Source organism: Pseudoalteromonas sp. P1-8, assembly GCF_001399985.1.
Lineage (GTDB): Bacteria > Pseudomonadota > Gammaproteobacteria > Enterobacterales > Alteromonadaceae > Pseudoalteromonas.
On the sequence record NZ_LJSO01000001.1, the window covers coordinates 425,247 to 443,288 of the forward strand.

The window sequence follows — 18,042 nt, forward strand, 5'->3', positions numbered from 1 at the left end:
ACGTCAAGTCGTAGACTAAGCCAATCAAACCGTCCCAATAATTTAAAAAAAGAGACTATTATGGAGCACGCAGTTGTCCGTCACGATTGGAGTCACCAAGAAGTAAAAGCATTATTCGAAATGCCGTTCAATGATTTGTTATTTAAAGCGGCCAGTGTGCATCGTGAAAACTTCAACCCAAATGAAGTACAAATTTCTACTTTGTTATCGATTAAAACCGGTGCTTGCCCAGAAGATTGCAAATATTGTCCTCAGTCAGGTCATTATAAAACAGACTTAGACCGTGAACGTTTAATGGAAGTAGAAAAAGTGGTTGAGCAAGCACGTGTTGCAAAAGAAAAAGGCGCAACCCGTTTTTGTATGGGTGCTGCGTGGTCTGATCCGAAAGAACGTGACATGCCTTATATTTCAAAAATGGTAAAAGAGGTTAAAGAGCTAGGCCTTGAAACCTGTATGACGCTTGGCATGCTAGATAACGAAAAAGCCCATGCATTAAAAGACGCGGGCCTTGATTACTACAACCATAACCTAGATACATCACCTGAGTATTACCAGCAGATCATTACAACACGTACTTACCAAGACCGTTTAAACACCATCGATAACGTGCGTGATGCCGGCATGAAAGTGTGTTCTGGCGGTATTGTTGGTATGGGCGAGCAGGCAGCTGACCGTTTTGGTTTATTAATGCAATTAGCTAATTTGCCGCAGCAGCCAGAGAGTGTGCCAATTAATATGTTGGTTAAGGTTAAAGGCACGCCACTTGAAGATGTCGAAGACTTAGACCACTTTGAGTTTATTCGTACCATTGCTGTTGCACGTATAATGATGCCGAAAAGCTATGTTCGTTTATCAGCTGGTCGTACGGCGATGAATGAACAAATGCAATCTATGTGTTTCTTTGCTGGTGCTAATTCAATTTTCTACGGTGATAAACTACTGACTACAGAAAACCCTGAAGCAGACGCAGACATGATGCTGATTAAAAAATTAGGCATGAACCCAGAAACCCGTGAAGATTATTCTGATGAAGCGGTTGCTGCATCACTTTCATCAAAAGTTGCTGATAAAGCAACATCAGAACTATTTTACGAAGCGTAATATTTAAATGGCTTTTGATTTTATTGCCGAGCATCTTGTTGACCGACAAGCAGATGCATTACTGAGAAAGCGTCAACTTGTTGAGCAATCAAGCGGGCGCTTTATTCAGGTTGCAGGTAAACAGTATTTAAATTTTGCCAGTAATGACTACCTTGGCTTTGCTGATGATTTTATTGAAATACAAGCGCAGCAACTAGGTAGCCACAGTTCAGCATTAGTGAATGGTTATAATAAACCACAACAACAGCTTGAGCAGCGTTTATGCGAGTTATTAGGCTATGAAAGCGCCATGTTATTTAATAGCGGATTTAGTGCTAATAGCAGCGTATTAAAAGCGCTGTTTCAAGATAAAAGCGTGGCGCAATCATCGGCAATTTTTCAAGATAAGCTTAATCATGCCAGCTTAATTGATGGCGGACTTCATTCTGCCGCTGCCATGGTGCGCTTTAATCATAACGACCTTAAGCACTTAGAGTCTCGGTTACAAAAATCGAAAGCAAAGCATAAGCTCATAGTAAGCGAAGGGGTGTTTTCGATGGATGGCGATCAAGCCCCCATTGAAGCACTCTGTAAACTTGCTAAACAATACAATGCGTGGTTGATGATTGACGACGCACATGGCTTTGGCGTGTCAGGCGAGCAAGGCTTAGGGAGCTGTGAGGCAATCAAGCCTGATTTACTGATTATCACCTTTGGCAAGGCATTGGCAAGTAGTGGCGCTTGCTTGCTTGCATCAAAGCAAATGATTGATTACATGTTGCAGTTTAATCGTGAATACATATATTCAACGGCGATGTCACCACTGATGGCAAGTTGTACTCTTGAACGACTCGAAAAGTTACTAAAAGCAGATAAGAGACGCTCTCAGCTGACAGAGAATATTACCTACTTTAGAGCGCTAGCTAAAGAGCATAACTTAGCATTAATGGAATCAACAACGGCTATTCAGCCTTTGGTACTGGGCGATGCAGAACATACTCTTGCTGTTGCTGATAATCTTAAAAATAAAGGCGTGTGGTTAACTGCTATTCGACCTCCCACGGTGCCATTTAATACGGCACGACTTAGAGTAACCATAAGTAGCGCGCATCAAGCTGAGGATATAAAACAGCTGGTTTATTCGCTAGTGGAGTGTTTATGAGTGTTCAACTGCAAGCGCCTTTAAGCTTTCAACACAGTAATAAGCTAACAACACAAACTAAGTTCTCTAAAGCGGCTGCAAATTACGCGAGCCATGCTAATGTTCAAAAACAAGCGGCTGCGCACTTATTCAAAATGATGGCCAGTAAACATCAGCAGGGTACTTGCCTTGATTTAGGTGCTGGGCCTTTAGTTAACACGGCAATGCTTAAAACACACTTTGATACTGTATTGGCAATGGACTTAAGTCATTCCATGCTCAGCACAGAACAAAACCCGCATTGTTTAAAAGTGTGTGCTGATATGGACAACCTACCATTACAGCAAAGTTCGCTAAATTGTGTGTTTAGTAATTTTGCAATGCAATGGTCTGCTGATTTAGAGGCACTACTTAAAAATCTTTTTTCCGCATTAAAAGCGGGTGGTAAGGTTTATTTAAGCTGCGTGGTAGATGGATCGCTCAAAGAAATCAAACAGGCTTTTGCTTGTTTAGATGAGCAAAACCATATTAATCAGTTTCATTGTGCTAGTCACATTATTGAGTATGCAAAATTGGCGGGGTTTAAACTCAATTTTGCCGCTGATAGATGTTATATAGATGCCTATAACTCTCCTTTAGATGCGCTGCGGTCGATAAAAGCGATTGGTGCTACCTCATTGCAAACTAAGCAAAAACGCCAAGGGTTATTAACGAGGCAGGCACTTAATAGTGTTTGTAGGGCATACCCTCTGGTTGATGGGCATGCTAGAGTGAGCTATCAAGTTGTCCTTTTAGAACTAGAAAAATAGAATTAACTCAAAAATGAAAGAATTTTTTATCACGGGTACAGACACCGATGCCGGAAAAACCCATGTCACCAGTTTATTATTAAACTTACTAGCGCAACATAAACAGCGTGCGGTGGGTTTTAAACCCATTGCAGCAGGTGCAGAAGAAGCATTTGGACAGCTAGTCAATGATGATGCATTAACCTTAATGGAAAGCTCATCAATTGGGGTTAAATATAACATAGTTAACCCCTTTACCTATGAGCCACCCATTGCACCGCATATTGCAGCTGCCCTAGTAGGTGACAGACTGACATTTGCTAAACTTGATGTTGCTTATGCAAATGTAAAAGCACTCAATACCGATTATATTCTTACAGAAGGTGCAGGCGGTTGGTGTTTACCTATCAACGAAACCGATTTACTCAGCGATTGGGTTAAATCACAAAACCTTAATGTTGTGCTAGTAGTAGGCATGAAGCTTGGTTGCCTTAATCACGCACTATTGACAGCTGCTCACTTTAAAGCGCTCGGTGTAAATTGTGTGGGTTGGATAGCAAATCATGTAGAGCCAAACATGCGTGAACAAGACGCCAATTTAGAAACTTTAAAATCAGCACTACCTTTCCCGCTTTTAGCGATTAGTCCGTATACAGACGGCACCCCTAAATTAAAAATTTACAAAACCTTACTTGAAATTTTATCTATCAACCCATAATAATTGAGTTGTTACTTTTGACATACTCTGTCACAATTGGTTGCAATTAGTTCCTTGCAACCAATTGCATAAGCCCTAAACTGAGTTGGTAGAGTACCCAGATAATTTTATTAACTAACGATTTTTAACCATGTCGTTAGTTAATACAATTGGTATGTTTATTCTGAGGTTTTTATGAAGCGTGTATTTCTGTTTCTACTTACAAACTTAGCGGTAATGCTAGTGTTAGGTATTGTGTTGTCTATTGTGATGAGCGTACTGGGTATTAGCCATCGCAGTTTAGGCGGCATTTTAGTTATTTCAACCGTATTTGGTTTTGGTGGATCGTTTATTTCGTTATTTATGTCGAAATGGATGGCAAAAAAATCAACCGGTGCACATGTTATTGAACAGCCTCGTTCTGAAACAGAACAATGGTTGGTTTCAACGGTAGCTGCGCAAGCGAAAAAAGCAGGTATCGCGATGCCAGAAGTGGCTATTTACGATAGCCCTGAAATGAACGCATTTGCGACCGGCCCAAGTAAGAACAACTCGCTGGTGGCTGTGAGCACAGGTTTATTACACAACATGAATCAAGATCAAGCTGAGGCGGTATTGGCTCATGAGGTATCTCACATTGCAAATGGTGACATGGTAACGCTTACTCTTATTCAAGGTGTAGTGAATACCTTTGTTATCTTTATGGCGAAAGTATTGGCAGGTATTGTTGATAACTTCCTTAATAGTGATGAGGAAGAGGGCGGTAGTAGCTGGACATACTTCTTGTTCGATATGATTTTCCAAATGTTATTTGGTGTTCTAGCAAGTGTGATTGTTGCTTACTACAGCCGTAAACGCGAATTCTCTGCGGATGCGGGTGCAGCAAAACTAGTAGGTGCAGATAAAATGCGTAGCGCCCTTGAGCGTTTAAAACAAAACCACCCATCACAACTAGAAGGTTCAATGATGGCATTTGGTATTGCAAGCGGTAAAGGTGTTGCCGAGTTATTCTCATCGCACCCACCACTTGATGAGCGTATTAACGCATTACGTTAATTTAAAACGAGAAAAAGCCAGCTTGATGCTGGCTTTTTTTATTATTGATTTTTCTCTCGCTCGAGTTGTTGTGGCAATAATACCTCAACAATTTCACGGGCCGGTAAGGTATACCTTACGCCATCAAACATCACAGAAGTATGCTCATCGATACTGGTGATCCCTGTTAAGGTCCAGCCTTCACCGCGTTCTTTACAGTATACTGTGGTGGTAGGTTGAATTACTTTAAATTCTTCACTCATCGAACTTAATCTAATTGCTTGAAATTGCGTTTATAGTAAGACAATAATGCCAGCTCATAAAGCAAAAAGAAGAAATTAACGTGTCTAGCCACGATGACCTAGCCTTTGACTTACGCCCAATTCGTCATAGAGATTGCCAAGCGATATGGGATATTTTAAAAGATCCGCAAGTACAAACGTTTAATGATTACGGCGCTGATATAACGAAAGGTGACGTGTACGACTTTATTCAAGGCGACATAGAACGTTTTTATAATCAACAAGGCATTCGTTTAGTTATTGTTTTACGAAGTAGTGGGCAGGTTATTGGCAGCGTAGGCATATTTAACATAATTGACGGGCAGGGCATGTTGGGGTTTGAATTGGCATCGCAGTACTTTGGCAAAGGAGTAATGCAAAAGGTACTAGATATGCTATTTGAAAAACTGACGACCTTTGTACCTGCTCCGCTAAACAGTGTGTTAGCTTTAGTTAACCCAAATAATAGCGCAAGTATTAAACTTTTAACTAAATGTGGCTTTCAACAACATGACACTCACTGGGTAAAATACGTTAGCTAATTACTATAATAGTACAATCTTGTTCTGCTAGGGTTGCTACTATAAAATAGCGCCTTATTTTAAAAAAGGAGCGCTTGCAGCTATGGCAAAAGCCAAACCAATTACCAGTATTGAAAGTTACGGCATTTACAGTCATTGGGATGCAAAAGAAAAAGACCTGCCTCAAATCACCGAGTTTACAACAGACGTTCCTGCACAGTTAGATATTGAATTTGGCTTTATAGTTAACATTAAAAAGGCCAAAGGACAAAAAATTAAATTTTGCGTTTACCACCCAGATATTCCGGATGAAGATGGCGAGATCATGCCACCGTTTGAGGGCGAACAGTACGTTAAAACAAACGATTGGCAGTTTTATTTAGGTGATACGATATGGGCACCTGTTGATAATAAAGTAGGTATTTGGCGCATGACTATTGAGTTAAATGGCCATATAATTGCTGATAAATCCTTTAACTTATTAAAGGAAGCCGAAGGCACTGCCACTGAATTTTGGAAGCATCGCGGTTATTAATCTTTAAACCTGAGAGGGACTATGTATCAAGGAAGTTGTTTGTGCGGGAAAGTAAAAGTAACTATTGCTGGTGGCATAGACTCAATTATTCATTGTCATTGCTCCTTATGTCGTAAAAACTCAGGCACAGCCTACGCAACCAATGGCTTTATTCAACGAGATGGTTTTAACCTCACAGAAGGCAAGCAGCATCTAAGTGCGTTTGAATTTAAACCCGGCAGAATTCGCTATTTTTGTAGCTGTTGTGGCTCGCCTATTTATAGCGAAAATAGAGATGACCCAAGCCGATTACGTATTCGCTTAGGTTTATTAGATAGCGATATAAATGAGCGCCCGATCAGTCATAACTTTGTAAGCTCTAAAGCAAATTGGGATACGTTTAACACAAAAATCCCATGTTATGATGGTTTTGAACCAAGTAGAGGGAAGTAACAGCCATGATAGCGAATACACCAAAACCGCCATATTACGCCGTGATTTTTACGAATACCTTATCAGATGATACCGCCGGTTATGAAGATCTGGCCAATAGAATGGTGGAACTTGCAGAGCAACAACCTGGGTACTTAGGTATGGAGTCTGTTCGTGATGGTTTGGGTATTACGGTGTCGTATTGGCAAAGCTTAGATGCAATAAAAGCCTGGAAACAAAACGTTGAACACTTAAAAGCCCAACAGCTCGGCAAAGACAAATGGTACAGTGCGTTTACAACGCGTATTGCTAAAGTAGAACGTGATTATTCATTGAAATAGCCATTAACCACAAAAGAACACATCATACTAATTTGAGGTTAATTTCAATCTCAGCATATCCTTAAATTTAAGCTTTTTAATAAGCAGGGTAAGTGTGTAGGATCTAAAAAGGAGCTCATGAAATAATTAGCCACAATCACATTATTTGGAAGCGAAGAGTCAAAAGGGTTTAAACGTTTGATTCCAAAAAACACTCAATACTTGTTTAACTTAAATGTGCTTAATGTAACTAGCATCACACCAATAGCAAAGCCCATTACTAAACCACCTGACAAATCTGAACTAACACCAAATACCGTATCCGATTCTCTAACATTTGTTAGCCAGTAAAAGAGCATGAACGAAACGCTAGATATTGATGAAAGTAGAATTAGCTTTATCTTGTTAGACACAACAACCTCAAATATTGACGTATTTTAGTTTTATGATTGTTAAGTAATAGCAGACGTTGATTGATATTGCGAACAATCTTGAAAGTGTGCAATTGGATTAGAAAAAAGCCCACAATAGTGGGCTTAGTGTTTATCGTAACTACAAAGTGTAATTAAATCCGATAGCTATACCGTCATCTTCGGTTTGTGACATCTGTGCTTCTTGCTCAGCGTCATTACTCGAGAAGTCGCTAAAATCTTTACGCGCTTCGATATATAAAATGGTGTCTTCTGCCATAAAGTAGTGCGCACCTATCACAGCAAATTGGCGTTTAAACACATCTTCAGGGTCGGCATTAAAGTTCGGCTGAATAACATAGTCACTACCTGCATCAAATACGTTGTAAGCAACAAAAGTACGTATGTCATTATCAAAGCGGTAGCTTAAAATTGACTCTAAACCAACAGCATCTTTTATTAAGCGGCCTAAGTTGTCGGTATCGTGGTTTTCGTTTTTATTTATATTCGCTGATGCATACCAACCCGGTTTATAAAAATCACCATAGGTAATGCCCATACCATAAATTAAATCGTTTACTGATTGATTTCTGCCACCGGCATACACAATATCAAACTGGCCACGGTTAACACCGGCAGTAACTTTTAAATTAGGGCTAACCGAGTAGGTGAGTGCGGCCCCATAAGTCGAGTTAAATTCTACTTTTTGTGCAGCATTGTTTCCTTGGTTCCAAAGTACTTCACAAGAGCTTCTTGAAATATCAACGATGTCGCAGGTATAAAATTCATCAGATTTTAGCTGTGCTTGAAGTGCTAAATGAAAATCACCCCAGGTATTTCGATACTGCAGTACTTTATCGCCGCGGCCTGTACCATTCACAGCACCATCATCTTTATTGTAGGTATAAACACCTGCAGCGTTACCATCCCACACTAAGCTGTAGTTGGTGTTGTAAACAACGTCGTACCATGCGCCCCATTGTTTACCTAATGTCACTTGGCCGTAATCGTCATGTTTAAGGCCAACATAACCTAAGCGGTTATATAAAAACTCATCTTGAATAGACTCAAAGCGATTGCTGTAAACGATATCGCTGCTACCAACAGGGTTTACACCCCATTCAAGCAAAGCAAACGCTTGCCAGCCGTTTTTTAATTGGCGCTTAAAATCAAAATTAATGCGTGATGCACCGTTTACTACCTCAGTTTCGCCTTGCGTATTAATCACCCTTGCATCGATAAAGCCACCAAAAGTAACGCTATTGGTTTGATCGTTATAGATCTCGATGGCAGTGGCTGTAGGTATGGCAAGCATGCCTGCAACAAATAAGGCAGTGTGTGTTCTTTTCATAAAGTACCTTGATTAAATATTGTCCCTAATAGGTATAATTTAGTTAAGGAACGGAGATTATCAAAGCTAAAATAGGGTCAAAAGTGAAAAATTATCATGCAACAAACCGACTTTGAGGAAAAATTATTCACTTTAGGTTCACTATATTGAATTATCAATGAGTTACTAAGCCTAAAAAATAGACACTTTCTGGCTTAGCGTTCTGAGCATAAGTTTAGTGTTTGGGGTTTCGGCGCCTAAGCCATACAACAAGGTCATAAAATAGCAGTCGAGCAATATAGCTGCTTTTACTTTATTAAATTGCGGTTGGTCGGCAAAAACCAATGATTGAATTAGCTCCATGTGTTGTTGCTGGAATGATTGCGAAAATAATCGCTGGCTAAAAAGCACTTTATAAAAGCGGTGATGTAAACAATAAAACTGATAAAAATATTGTGCGTAATGATTAATCTTTAAGCGAGCAGGGCGGTGTATGTCGGTTTCTTTTGCGCGCTCTAACACATCATTGAATTTATCTTCGAGGCAAGCTTCTAAAATAGCCACTTTATCTGCAAAATGATTAAACAAGGTGCCAACCGCTATGTTGCTTGCTGCTGAAATTTGCCGTGTAGAGGTATCGTTAAACCCTTGCTCAGTAAAAAGGTGCCAAGCCGCATCTAAAATACGTTGGTGAGTGTCTCCATGTTTGCTCATTCTTAACCTACTGTTTGTATTTAGTTATTTTAAAAGTGAGCGTGCTCATATAATTAAGTGAGCGCGCTCACTAAAGGTAGTCGTAAGTGTTGATCTTGTAAAATTAGCCTGTGTATTTAATTAAACTTTCATGGCGTGCAAAGCGGCTTTAGTTTAAAATTGCACGCAGTTTCGTTTTTACTTTTTACCCGCTGGAGGGTACCGCTATCATAAGTACAGCTAATATCACCATGCAATTTGGTGCTAAACCTTTATTCGAAAATATCTCAGCAAAATTTGGCGATGGTAACCGTTACGGTTTAATCGGTGCGAATGGCTGTGGTAAATCAACCTTCATGAAAATCCTAAGTGGTGAACTAGAGCCATCTTCAGGCAATGTCAGCACAGATCCAAACGAGCGTATTGCTAAACTAAACCAAGACCAGTTTGCTTACGAAGAGTTTTCTGTAATCGACACAGTGATCATGGGTCATAAAGAGCTGTGGGAAGTAAAAAAAGAACGTGACCGTATTTACAGCTTACCTGAGATGAGCGAAGAAGACGGTATGCGTGTAGCAGACCTAGAAACTGAGTTTGCCGAAATGGATGGTTACTCAGCAGAAGCTAAAGCAGGTGAGTTACTAATTGGTGTAGGTATTGGCACAGAGCAACACTACGGCCTTATGTCTGAAATTGCACCAGGTTTTAAACTGCGTGTGTTACTTGCGCAGGTGCTGTTTTCTGATCCAGATATCATGCTACTCGATGAGCCTACCAATAACTTGGACATTTACACCATCAAGTGGCTAGAAGACGTGCTAAACCAGCGCGACTGTACCATGATCATCATTTCGCACGACCGTCACTTCTTAAACTCAGTATGTACACACATGGCTGACATCGATTACGGTGAGCTTCGTATTTACCCTGGTAATTATGATGAGTACATGTTTGCTGCAACGCAAGCTCGTGAGCGTCTACTAAGCGAAAACGCGAAAAAGAAGAGCCAAATTGCCGAACTTCAACAGTTCGTATCGCGCTTCTCTGCGAATGCTTCAAAAGCAAAACAAGCAACATCACGTGCTAAACAAATCGATAAAATTCAGCTTGAAGAAGTTAAAGCTTCTTCTCGTCAAAGCCCGTTTATTCGTTTTGAGCAAGAAAAGCAGTTATTCCGTAATGCCTTAGAGCTAACAAATTTAACACAAGGCTTTGAAGAAACATTATTCAGTGGCCTTGAAGGCCTGGTTGAAGTAGGCGAGCGCATTGCAATTATCGGTGAGAACGGTGTTGGTAAAACCACACTATTAAATACTCTTGCTGGTCGTTTAGCACCGAAACAAGGTGAATTTAAATGGTCTGATAACGCTAATATCGGTTATTACGCTCAGGACCATGCTGACGAGTTCGAACAAGACATGAACTTATTTGAGTGGATGGAACAATGGCAACAAGAAGGTGACGACGAACAAGTTGTTCGTAGTTTCTTAGGTCGTATGCTGTTTTCACAAAACGATATCAAAAAGTCAGTAAAAGTGATTTCAGGCGGTGAGCAAGGCCGTATGTTGTTTGGCAAAATTATGATGCATAAACCAAACATCTTATTAATGGATGAGCCAACCAACCACATGGATATGGAATCTATCGAAGCGCTTAACCTAGCGCTTGAAGCATACGAAGGGACATTATTGTTCGTATCACACGATAGACAATTTGTATCATCGCTTGCAAACCGTATTTGGGAAATCAAAGACGGTAAAGTTATCGACTTTAAAGGTACATACACTGAGTACCTAGCAAGCAAAGAAGCTTAATTAGCTGATGAGTGATTAAAAGCCATGCATGTCATGGCTTTTTTGTGCTTCTAGAGTCGCATCTTGATGTGGTCTAAGAGCGATTTATATTGCGTTATCGATTTTAACAATAGAACCTCTATTATTTGCATCAACACCTTGCAAAATCGCTTTTAATTCCAACTGAAACTCGCATCTTGATGTGAGTTAGGTATATAATACCCGCCACAAAATAAGGACAAAAGTCCGCTTTTTAGAAAACTATTTAACTGAGGTGTATTTATGACTGTTGGCATTATTATGGGTTCCAAATCAGACTGGCCAACGATGGAACATGCGGCGTTAATGCTAGAAAAATTCGGCATTGAATACGAAACTAAAGTTGTTTCTGCTCACCGTACCCCTCAATTACTTGCTGACTATGCAAGCTCAGCTGCAGATCGTGGCATTAAAATTATTATCGCAGGTGCCGGTGGTGCTGCGCACCTACCAGGTATGGCTGCGGCGTTTACATCACTGCCAGTTTTAGGTGTACCAGTTAAGTCTAAAACACTTAATGGTGTTGATTCGTTATTATCTATCTGCCAAATGCCTAAAGGTGTTGCGGTAGGTACTCTTGCTATTGGTGAAGCAGGCGCTGCAAATGCTGGCCTTTTAGCGGCACAAATTTTAGGTTGCCAACAGCCTGAAATCTTCGCAAAAGTAGAAGCTTTCCGTAAAGAACAAACAGACACAATCTTAGCTAACCCTAATCCTGCAGAGTAATATGAATATTCTAATTTTAGGTGCAGGTCAGTTAGCTCGCATGATGAGCTTAGCGGGTGCACCGCTTGATTTAAATGTTGTTGCCTACGATGTGGGTAGTGAAAAAATCATTCATCCATTAACTGGTGAAGTTCATAACAGTACATTACAACAAGCTATTGATAACGCAGACGCGATAACAGCAGAGTTTGAACACATTCCTGATGATGTACTTACACTATGTTGTCAAAGCAATAAGTTTTATCCGGGTAAAGCGGCAATTAAAACAGGTGGCGACCGCGCACTTGAAAAAGCATTACTTGATAAAACAAGTGTTGAATGCGCGCCTTACCAATTAATTACAGAAAAAGCGCACCTTGTTGCTGCTGTAGAGCGTTTAGGCAAGCCGCTTGTGATCAAAACTTGCCAAGCGGGTTACGATGGTAAAGGGCAATGGCGCTTAAAGTCTGATGATCAAATTGACCAAATCTGGTCAGAAATGGCAGATTTCATAGCATCAGGCACTGAAAGTGCGCCGCATTCTATTATCGCTGAAAAGATGATCCCATTTGACCGTGAAGTATCTATCATTGGTGCTCGCGACAAAGCGGGTAACACAGTTATTTATCCATTAACTGAAAACCAACACACCAATGGTGTACTTACGCTTTCAGTTGCGGGTAAAGAAAAAGCAGCAATTCAAGAACAAGCAGAGCTGGCATTTAACAAGTTAGCGCAAGAACTTGATTATGTAGGTGTATTAGCAATTGAGTTTTTTGATGTACAAGGTACGTTATTAGTAAACGAAATTGCACCACGCGTTCATAACTCAGGTCACTGGACACAGCAGGGTACACATTGCTCACAGTTCGAAAACCACATGCGCGCTGTTGCAGGCCTACCATTAGGTAGTACAGAGTGTCTTCGTCCTACTGCTATGATCAACGTATTAGGTCAGCCTTCAATCCCACATTCAGTACTCGCAACGCAAGACGTTACAAGTCACTGGTATGGTAAAACGGCTAAACCGGGTCGTAAGATGGGTCATATCAATGTATCGGCCGATAACCTTCACCAATTAGGTGAGCGTTTAGCGGCACTGGCTGAAATTCTGCCAGAGCAAGACTACCCAGGTGTAGCAGCTACCAGCACTCAACTTATTTTAAACTAATCAGTTTAAATTCTTAAAGCCGAGTTTATCTCGGCTTTTTAATCGCTATTATATATCCACAAACTTCGCTAATTTTGTACCTCTTGTCTCAAAGCACTTGCGTCAGGGGTAACTTGCTATAGACTAATATTTTTATATTAATATTAGTTCGTTATGTTACATCCTCGGTTTAGAACAGTCGTATTTGCGTTCTTTATGGCGCTGTTTATGTCTGGATTTATGTCTTTAGTGATCAGCATCTTTAACGTTGGTTTAATCGATAACATTGCAACCATTTGGCTTAAAGCATGGGCTTTTGCATTTTGTGTGGCATTTCCTACCGTTATTTTTGTTGCACCTGTGGTGCATAAGCTAACCAATAAACTTATCAGAGCACCGTTGTGATAGCCGAACGCCCAAAGCAATTTCTTTTTATTACACTATTTTTAGCATCAGCATTACCATTTGTTGGCTCTGCTACGGCACTTGTCGTCGGTGCTTTATTTGCAATGATATTGGGTAATCCATTTGCAGCACAGTCACAAAAAATAAGTAAATGGATGCTAAAGTTGGCGGTAATTGGCTTAGGTTTTGCTGTTGACTTTAATCAAGTAATAGAAGTAGGGCGTAGCTCTATTGTGCTTACTATTGTCAGTATTACCGCTATTATTGGCCTTGGTGAAATTTTATCTCAGTTATTTAAGTTAAATAAAAACACCGGTGTACTTATTTCATTTGGTACTGCCATTTGTGGTGGTAGCGCCATTGCTGCAATGGCGCCGGTTATAAAGGCCAAAGATCACGAAGTAGCTATATCACTCGCTGTGGTGTTTTTATTAAATGCCCTTGGCTTAGTGTTGTTTCCGATGATTGGCCATTACTTTGGCCTGACTGAGCAACAATTCGGTGTTTGGGCTGCACTTGCGATTCACGACACAAGTAGTGTAGTGGGGGCTTCCGCTGCGTATGGCGCATCAGCGCTTGCTATTGCCACAACCATTAAACTTACTAGAGCGATGTGGATAATCCCTTATACAAGTATTGCGGGTGTGTTTTGGAAATCAGATGAAAAAGCAAGTATCCCTTTGTTTATATTTGGTTTTTTAGCGGCTGCACTGATTAATTCGAGCTTTCCTGAGTATCAAACACTGTGGCATACACTCAATGTTGGTGCTAAACAAGTGTTAGTAATGACCTTATTTTTGATTGGTAGTGGTTTATCTATTTCAGTCTTAAAACAAGCGGGCATTAAACCTTTTATCATGGCGATGATCTTATGGATCATTGTCAGCAGTATTATTTTACTACTTATAGTAGACGGATTTATTTCATGAAAAACGCTTTATTAACTTCTTCATTAACACTGGCTATAGGCTTATTTGCAAACAATGTATCGGCTGCTGATTTACGTGTTGCTACCTTTAACGTGAGTATGGATGCAACCAATTATGCTAAAAAAGGCGAAGCAATAGATAAAGACGCTTTAAGCAAAGCATTAGCGAGCAACCACCAGCAAATTCGCAACATTGCCGAAATTATTCAGCGCGTAAGACCTGATGTAATTTTACTCAATGAGTTTGATTATATTGATGCCGACAAAGGCATTAACGTATTTCGTAAAAACTACCTGCAAGTATCGCAAAATAAGCAAGTTGCCATCGATTACCCGTATTACTTTATTGCACCTGTTAACACTGGTTTACCTACTGAGTTTGACCTAGACAACGATGGTGTAAAGGGGCATTACAAAGGTGACGCACACGGCTTTGGCTTCTTTGAGGGGCATTATGCAATGGCAGTATTGTCGCGCTACCCAATCGATTTAGATAAAGCGCGTACATTACAAACATTCAAATACAAAGATATGCCAAATCCACAAATGCCTATTGACCCTAAAACAGGTAAAGACTGGTATTCTGCTGAGGAATGGCAAGCAATTCACCTAAGCTCTAAATCTTTTTGGGATTTACCAATAGATGTAAAAGGCAAAACGTTTCATTTGCTTGCATCGCACCCAACGCCGCCTGTTTTTGATGGTGACGAAGACCGTAACGGTAAGCGTAACCACGATGAAGTACGCCTAGTTGCTGATTACATTAACAATGCTAACTACATTTACGATGATAAAGGCCAAAAAGGTGGCTTAAAAGCGAAAAGCCGCTTTGTTATTGTTGGTGATTTAAATGCTGCGCCAGAAGGGGGTAAGGCACGCCCGAAAACCACAGACCAAATTTTAAAAAATCCATTAGTGAATACTTCTTTTACGCCAACAAGCAAAGGCGCTAAAGAATCGTATAAAGAAGATTACGCTAAAAACTATACCGCTTATTGGCAGGCTCGTGCTGATTACGTTTTACCATCAAATTATGGTATTGAAATAAACGATGGTGGAGTTTTTTGGCCACAGAAAAACTCTGAACTGTTCCGTTTAATTAAAGATCGTAACGCATCATCTGATCACCGTATGGTATGGCTTGATATCAGCTTAAAATAAGCTGTAATTAAACGGAAAAGTTTGGCTGTTTATCCTATAAAAATTGCTATTTCATCAGTGCTTCTGCTTAAATAGGGCGAATTATAATAACCCGTAAGAAGCACTATGAAATTCAAAACCACTGCTAATAAAACGTTAGTGGCTCTCGCAGTCGCATCTAGCTTCATGCTAGCAGGTTGTCAATCAACCGCCTCAACGCCTTCTGAAGAACAAGTTACCAATGTAGCACCAGTTGTTGTTACTCCTGCTGATACAGGTTCAGCTGAAATCACGTTAGAGCAAGCAATGGCTCACCCTGATTGGTTAGGCCGTCAGCCTGAGCGTGCTTACTGGAATGGTGATTCTAACAGCATCGTTTATGCACAAAAGCAACTAGGCAATGAGTTACGCGATTTATACGTTCAAGCTGTAAATAGCCAATCTGCATCACAATTAGCGTTAAACAAACTACACACTGTAGGCGCTAAAAATGCCGTTTATTCTGCAGATAAAAAGCAACAGGCTTATGCATTTGAAGGTAATATCTTCGTTAAAAACCTAAGCACTGGTCAAATTACACAAATCACTCACGACAGCGCACAGCAATCAAAACCACAGTTTTTAACTGATGGTAGCCTTGCATATCGCCAAGGTAATGCGTTTTATAAAGTTGATTTAGCAACGGGTCGTCAAGTTGAATTAGTTAACTTACACCTAGACGATGCACCTAAAGGAGTACAAGAGCCAAACACTTACATTGCAAAAGAGCAGCACAAACTAATTGATTACATTGCGCTGACGCACAAAAACAAAAAAGATCGTGAAGAGCGTAAAGCACAAATTAACGAGCAAAACGACAGCATTGCTAACGCACAATTTTATTTAGGTAAAGGTAAGCGTTTAGCCGATGTACAGCTTTCACCAAATGGCCAAGCCCTTGTTGCAGTAACCACAGAAAGCCGTTCATGGCGTGATGAAGGCGATATAATGCCTAATTACATTGCCGATGATGCACGCGTAAAAGCAGAAAAAGTACGCCGTCGTGTTGCTGATGAAAAACCAATCAGCTCAGACGTTGTTTACATTGACCTTAAATCAGGCGAGCAAACAACCCTTGCATTCGATACCTTACCAGGTTTTGATGAAGACGTACTTGCAGCAGTTAAGAAAGAAAACTACGCTCGTGATGGCAAAACTTATAAGTCTGAAAAAGCACCACGTGCCATCAATTTAATGATGGATTGGGGCTGGGACCAAAGTGCAATCCAATGGAACACAGATGGTTCAAAAGTAGCTCTTATGCTTGAAGCATGGGACAACAAAGACCGTTGGTTAGCCACTGTTGATACACAAAACAACAAACTTGTTTCGCAGCACCGCTTACACGACGATGCATGGGTTAACTATGCATACAACGATTTTGGTTGGTTGAACAACTCAGACACGCTTTACTACTTATCTGAAGAGTCTGGTTACAGCCACATTTATAAAAAGCCACTTAATGGTAAAGCAACGCAGCTTACTAAAGGCCAATTTGTTGTTTCTAACTTAACTTTAACGGCTGATAACTCAGCGATTTACTACAAAGCAAACGTTGAGCACCCAGGTCTTTACGAAATCTATCGTGTAAACCCTGCAACCGGTGAATCTGAGCAAGTAACCAACCTTGATGGTATGACTGATTATCAGTTAAGCCCAGATGAAAGCAAACTATTGCTAACTCACTCAAAAATTATGTCGCCGCCTGAGCTTTATGTCGCTGATGCAAAAGCAAACACCCAAGCAACTCAGTTAACGCATACAGTATCTGATGAGTTTTTAGCGAAGAAACTAATTGCACCTAAGATTGTTGCTGTACCTTCAAGCCACACTGATCAGCCAATTTATGCAAAAGTATATTACCCAGCTGATTATAAAGAAGGTGAAACAGGTAAAAACCGTAAAGCAGTTATCTTTAACCACGGTGCTGGTTACCTACAAAACTCACACATGGGTTGGTCTGGTTACTTCCGTGAGTTTATGTTCCACTCACTACTTGCTTCAGAAGGCTACGTAGTAATGGACATGGATTACCGTGCATCGAAAGGTTACGGCCGTGATTGGCGTACAGCTATTTATCGTCAAATGGGTACACCTGAGATCCAAGATTTAGCAGATGGCGTAAGCTGGATGGCAGACAACGCAAACGTAGATACACAAGCTGTAGGCACTTATGGTGGTTCTTACGGTGGTTTCATGACGTTTATGGCGCTATTCACACAACCTGATTTATTCAAAGCAGGTGCTGCACTTCGTCCGGTAACTGATTGGGCTCACTACAATGGTCCTTATACGTCTAACATCTTAAACCACCCAGATGTTGACCCAATTGCCTATGAAAAGAGCTCACCAATTTACTTTGCTGAAGGTCTTAAGAGCCATTTATTAATTAATGCGCCTATGGTTGATGACAATGTATTCTTCCAAGACTCAGTACGCTTAGTACAGCGCTTAATTGAGCTAGAAAAAGAAAACTTTGAAACAGCTATCTTCCCAGTTGAACCACATGGTTTTGTACAACCATCAAGCTGGTTAGATGAATACCGCCGTATTCATAAGCTATTTAAAGAAACGCTTTAACTAATAAGCGTAAATGAAAAA

19 protein-coding genes are annotated in these 18,042 nt (G+C 40.4%); 16 read left to right on the forward strand and 3 right to left on the reverse strand.

The window, feature by feature from the left end:
- The first annotated feature begins 60 nt into the window (after nucleotides 1-60).
- The 5 genes from bioB to htpX all read left to right on the forward strand — a co-directional run bounded on the left by bioB (nucleotide 61) and on the right by htpX (nucleotide 4,762).
- On the forward strand, nucleotides 61-1,101 hold the full coding sequence (gene bioB, locus AN213_RS01885; RefSeq protein ID WP_055197048.1) for a biotin synthase BioB: 1,041 nt from the start codon (nucleotides 61-63) through the stop codon (nucleotides 1,099-1,101).
- A 7-nt stretch (nucleotides 1,102-1,108) separates the two neighbouring features.
- Nucleotides 1,109-2,242: an 8-amino-7-oxononanoate synthase gene (locus tag AN213_RS01890; RefSeq protein WP_055197050.1), complete on the forward strand. Its 1,134-nt coding sequence runs from the start codon at nucleotides 1,109-1,111 to the stop codon at nucleotides 2,240-2,242.
- Entirely contained in the window at nucleotides 2,239-3,030 is a 792-nt protein-coding gene (locus AN213_RS01895) for a methyltransferase domain-containing protein (protein WP_055197052.1), read from the forward strand. Before AN213_RS01890 ends, AN213_RS01895 begins: the two co-directional genes overlap by 4 nt.
- Before the next feature lie 13 nt (nucleotides 3,031-3,043).
- Nucleotides 3,044-3,727 carry a dethiobiotin synthase gene (gene bioD / locus AN213_RS01900; RefSeq protein WP_055197053.1) on the forward strand — a complete coding sequence of 228 codons (684 nt, stop codon included), beginning with the start codon at nucleotides 3,044-3,046 and terminating at the stop codon, nucleotides 3,725-3,727.
- A gap of 174 nt (nucleotides 3,728-3,901) precedes the next feature.
- Nucleotides 3,902-4,762, forward strand: coding sequence for a protease HtpX (gene htpX, locus AN213_RS01905; RefSeq protein WP_054561446.1), 861 nt, complete (start codon nucleotides 3,902-3,904; stop codon nucleotides 4,760-4,762).
- 41 nt (nucleotides 4,763-4,803) lie between these two features.
- Here the strand turns inward: htpX and AN213_RS01910 are convergent, their stop codons facing one another.
- On the reverse strand, nucleotides 4,804-5,004 hold the full coding sequence (locus AN213_RS01910; RefSeq protein ID WP_054553898.1) for a hypothetical protein: 201 nt from the start codon (nucleotides 5,002-5,004) through the stop codon (nucleotides 4,804-4,806).
- An 80-nt stretch (nucleotides 5,005-5,084) separates the two neighbouring features.
- On the opposite strand from AN213_RS01910, the gene AN213_RS01915 reads away from it, so the two are divergent.
- From AN213_RS01915 to AN213_RS01930, 4 genes are all read left to right on the forward strand, one after another.
- The gene (locus tag AN213_RS01915; RefSeq protein ID WP_055197055.1) at nucleotides 5,085-5,564 is read left to right on the forward strand and encodes a GNAT family N-acetyltransferase; all 480 of its coding nucleotides are present in this window, start codon (nucleotides 5,085-5,087) and stop codon (nucleotides 5,562-5,564) included.
- 82 nt (nucleotides 5,565-5,646) lie between these two features.
- Complete coding sequence (locus AN213_RS01920; protein ID WP_054553896.1) at nucleotides 5,647-6,078, forward strand: DUF3859 domain-containing protein; 432 nt, start codon at nucleotides 5,647-5,649, stop codon at nucleotides 6,076-6,078.
- A gap of 21 nt (nucleotides 6,079-6,099) precedes the next feature.
- Entirely contained in the window at nucleotides 6,100-6,510 is a 411-nt protein-coding gene (locus AN213_RS01925; RefSeq protein ID WP_055197057.1) for a GFA family protein, read from the forward strand.
- 5 nt (nucleotides 6,511-6,515) lie between these two features.
- Complete coding sequence (locus AN213_RS01930; protein ID WP_055197059.1) at nucleotides 6,516-6,830, forward strand: antibiotic biosynthesis monooxygenase; 315 nt, start codon at nucleotides 6,516-6,518, stop codon at nucleotides 6,828-6,830.
- Nucleotides 6,831-7,361: 531 nt separating this feature from the next.
- On the opposite strand, the gene AN213_RS01935 is transcribed toward AN213_RS01930, so the two are convergent.
- Together AN213_RS01935 and AN213_RS01940 are read right to left on the reverse strand one after the other, a co-directional pair.
- On the reverse strand, nucleotides 7,362-8,570 hold the full coding sequence (locus tag AN213_RS01935; RefSeq protein ID WP_055197061.1) for a porin: 1,209 nt from the start codon (nucleotides 8,568-8,570) through the stop codon (nucleotides 7,362-7,364).
- Nucleotides 8,571-8,741: 171 nt separating this feature from the next.
- Entirely contained in the window at nucleotides 8,742-9,263 is a 522-nt protein-coding gene (locus AN213_RS01940) for a TetR/AcrR family transcriptional regulator (RefSeq protein ID WP_054561452.1), read from the reverse strand.
- A 206-nt stretch (nucleotides 9,264-9,469) separates the two neighbouring features.
- On the opposite strand from AN213_RS01940, the gene AN213_RS01945 reads away from it, so the two are divergent.
- From AN213_RS01945 to AN213_RS01975, 7 genes are all read left to right on the forward strand, one after another.
- Nucleotides 9,470-11,056, forward strand: a complete 1,587-nt coding sequence (locus tag AN213_RS01945; RefSeq protein ID WP_095209684.1) for an ABC-F family ATPase — start codon at nucleotides 9,470-9,472, stop codon at nucleotides 11,054-11,056.
- 261 nt (nucleotides 11,057-11,317) lie between these two features.
- Complete coding sequence (gene purE / locus AN213_RS01950; RefSeq protein WP_054553887.1) at nucleotides 11,318-11,800, forward strand: 5-(carboxyamino)imidazole ribonucleotide mutase; 483 nt, start codon at nucleotides 11,318-11,320, stop codon at nucleotides 11,798-11,800.
- Nucleotide 11,801: 1 nt separating this feature from the next.
- Complete coding sequence (locus AN213_RS01955) at nucleotides 11,802-12,950, forward strand: 5-(carboxyamino)imidazole ribonucleotide synthase (protein ID WP_055197065.1); 1,149 nt, start codon at nucleotides 11,802-11,804, stop codon at nucleotides 12,948-12,950.
- A 195-nt stretch (nucleotides 12,951-13,145) separates the two neighbouring features.
- Nucleotides 13,146-13,334, forward strand: coding sequence for a DUF2798 domain-containing protein (locus AN213_RS01960; RefSeq protein ID WP_228482543.1), 189 nt, complete (start codon nucleotides 13,146-13,148; stop codon nucleotides 13,332-13,334).
- Nucleotides 13,331-14,263 (forward strand): YeiH family protein, encoded by a 933-nt coding sequence (locus AN213_RS01965; RefSeq protein WP_055197067.1) that lies wholly within the window; start codon nucleotides 13,331-13,333, stop codon nucleotides 14,261-14,263. The genes AN213_RS01960 and AN213_RS01965 overlap by 4 nt, the downstream gene beginning before the upstream one ends.
- On the forward strand, nucleotides 14,260-15,423 hold the full coding sequence (locus AN213_RS01970; protein WP_055197069.1) for an endonuclease/exonuclease/phosphatase family protein: 1,164 nt from the start codon (nucleotides 14,260-14,262) through the stop codon (nucleotides 15,421-15,423). The genes AN213_RS01965 and AN213_RS01970 overlap by 4 nt, the downstream gene beginning before the upstream one ends.
- A 105-nt stretch (nucleotides 15,424-15,528) precedes the next feature.
- Nucleotides 15,529-18,021, forward strand: a complete 2,493-nt coding sequence (locus AN213_RS01975) for a prolyl oligopeptidase family serine peptidase (RefSeq protein WP_055197071.1) — start codon at nucleotides 15,529-15,531, stop codon at nucleotides 18,019-18,021.
- The last annotated feature ends 21 nt before the right edge of the window (nucleotides 18,022-18,042 follow it).

Coding starts and splice junctions, on each gene's coding strand:
- bioB (WP_055197048.1), top strand. CDS start 61: ATGGAGCACGCAGTTGTCCGTCACGATTGGAGTCACCAAGAAGTAAAA.
- AN213_RS01890 (WP_055197050.1), top strand. CDS start 1,109: ATGGCTTTTGATTTTATTGCCGAGCATCTTGTTGACCGACAAGCAGAT.
- AN213_RS01895 (WP_055197052.1), top strand. CDS start 2,239: ATGAGTGTTCAACTGCAAGCGCCTTTAAGCTTTCAACACAGTAATAAG.
- bioD (WP_055197053.1), top strand. CDS start 3,044: ATGAAAGAATTTTTTATCACGGGTACAGACACCGATGCCGGAAAAACC.
- htpX (WP_054561446.1), top strand. CDS start 3,902: ATGAAGCGTGTATTTCTGTTTCTACTTACAAACTTAGCGGTAATGCTA.
- AN213_RS01910 (WP_054553898.1), bottom strand. CDS start 5,004: ATGAGTGAAGAATTTAAAGTAATTCAACCTACCACCACAGTATACTGT.
- AN213_RS01920 (WP_054553896.1), top strand. CDS start 5,647: ATGGCAAAAGCCAAACCAATTACCAGTATTGAAAGTTACGGCATTTAC.
- AN213_RS01925 (WP_055197057.1), top strand. CDS start 6,100: ATGTATCAAGGAAGTTGTTTGTGCGGGAAAGTAAAAGTAACTATTGCT.
- AN213_RS01930 (WP_055197059.1), top strand. CDS start 6,516: ATGATAGCGAATACACCAAAACCGCCATATTACGCCGTGATTTTTACG.
- AN213_RS01935 (WP_055197061.1), bottom strand. CDS start 8,570: ATGAAAAGAACACACACTGCCTTATTTGTTGCAGGCATGCTTGCCATA.
- AN213_RS01940 (WP_054561452.1), bottom strand. CDS start 9,263: ATGAGCAAACATGGAGACACTCACCAACGTATTTTAGATGCGGCTTGG.
- purE (WP_054553887.1), top strand. CDS start 11,318: ATGACTGTTGGCATTATTATGGGTTCCAAATCAGACTGGCCAACGATG.
- AN213_RS01955 (WP_055197065.1), top strand. CDS start 11,802: ATGAATATTCTAATTTTAGGTGCAGGTCAGTTAGCTCGCATGATGAGC.
- AN213_RS01960 (WP_228482543.1), top strand. CDS start 13,146: ATGGCGCTGTTTATGTCTGGATTTATGTCTTTAGTGATCAGCATCTTT.
- AN213_RS01970 (WP_055197069.1), top strand. CDS start 14,260: ATGAAAAACGCTTTATTAACTTCTTCATTAACACTGGCTATAGGCTTA.
- AN213_RS01975 (WP_055197071.1), top strand. CDS start 15,529: ATGAAATTCAAAACCACTGCTAATAAAACGTTAGTGGCTCTCGCAGTC.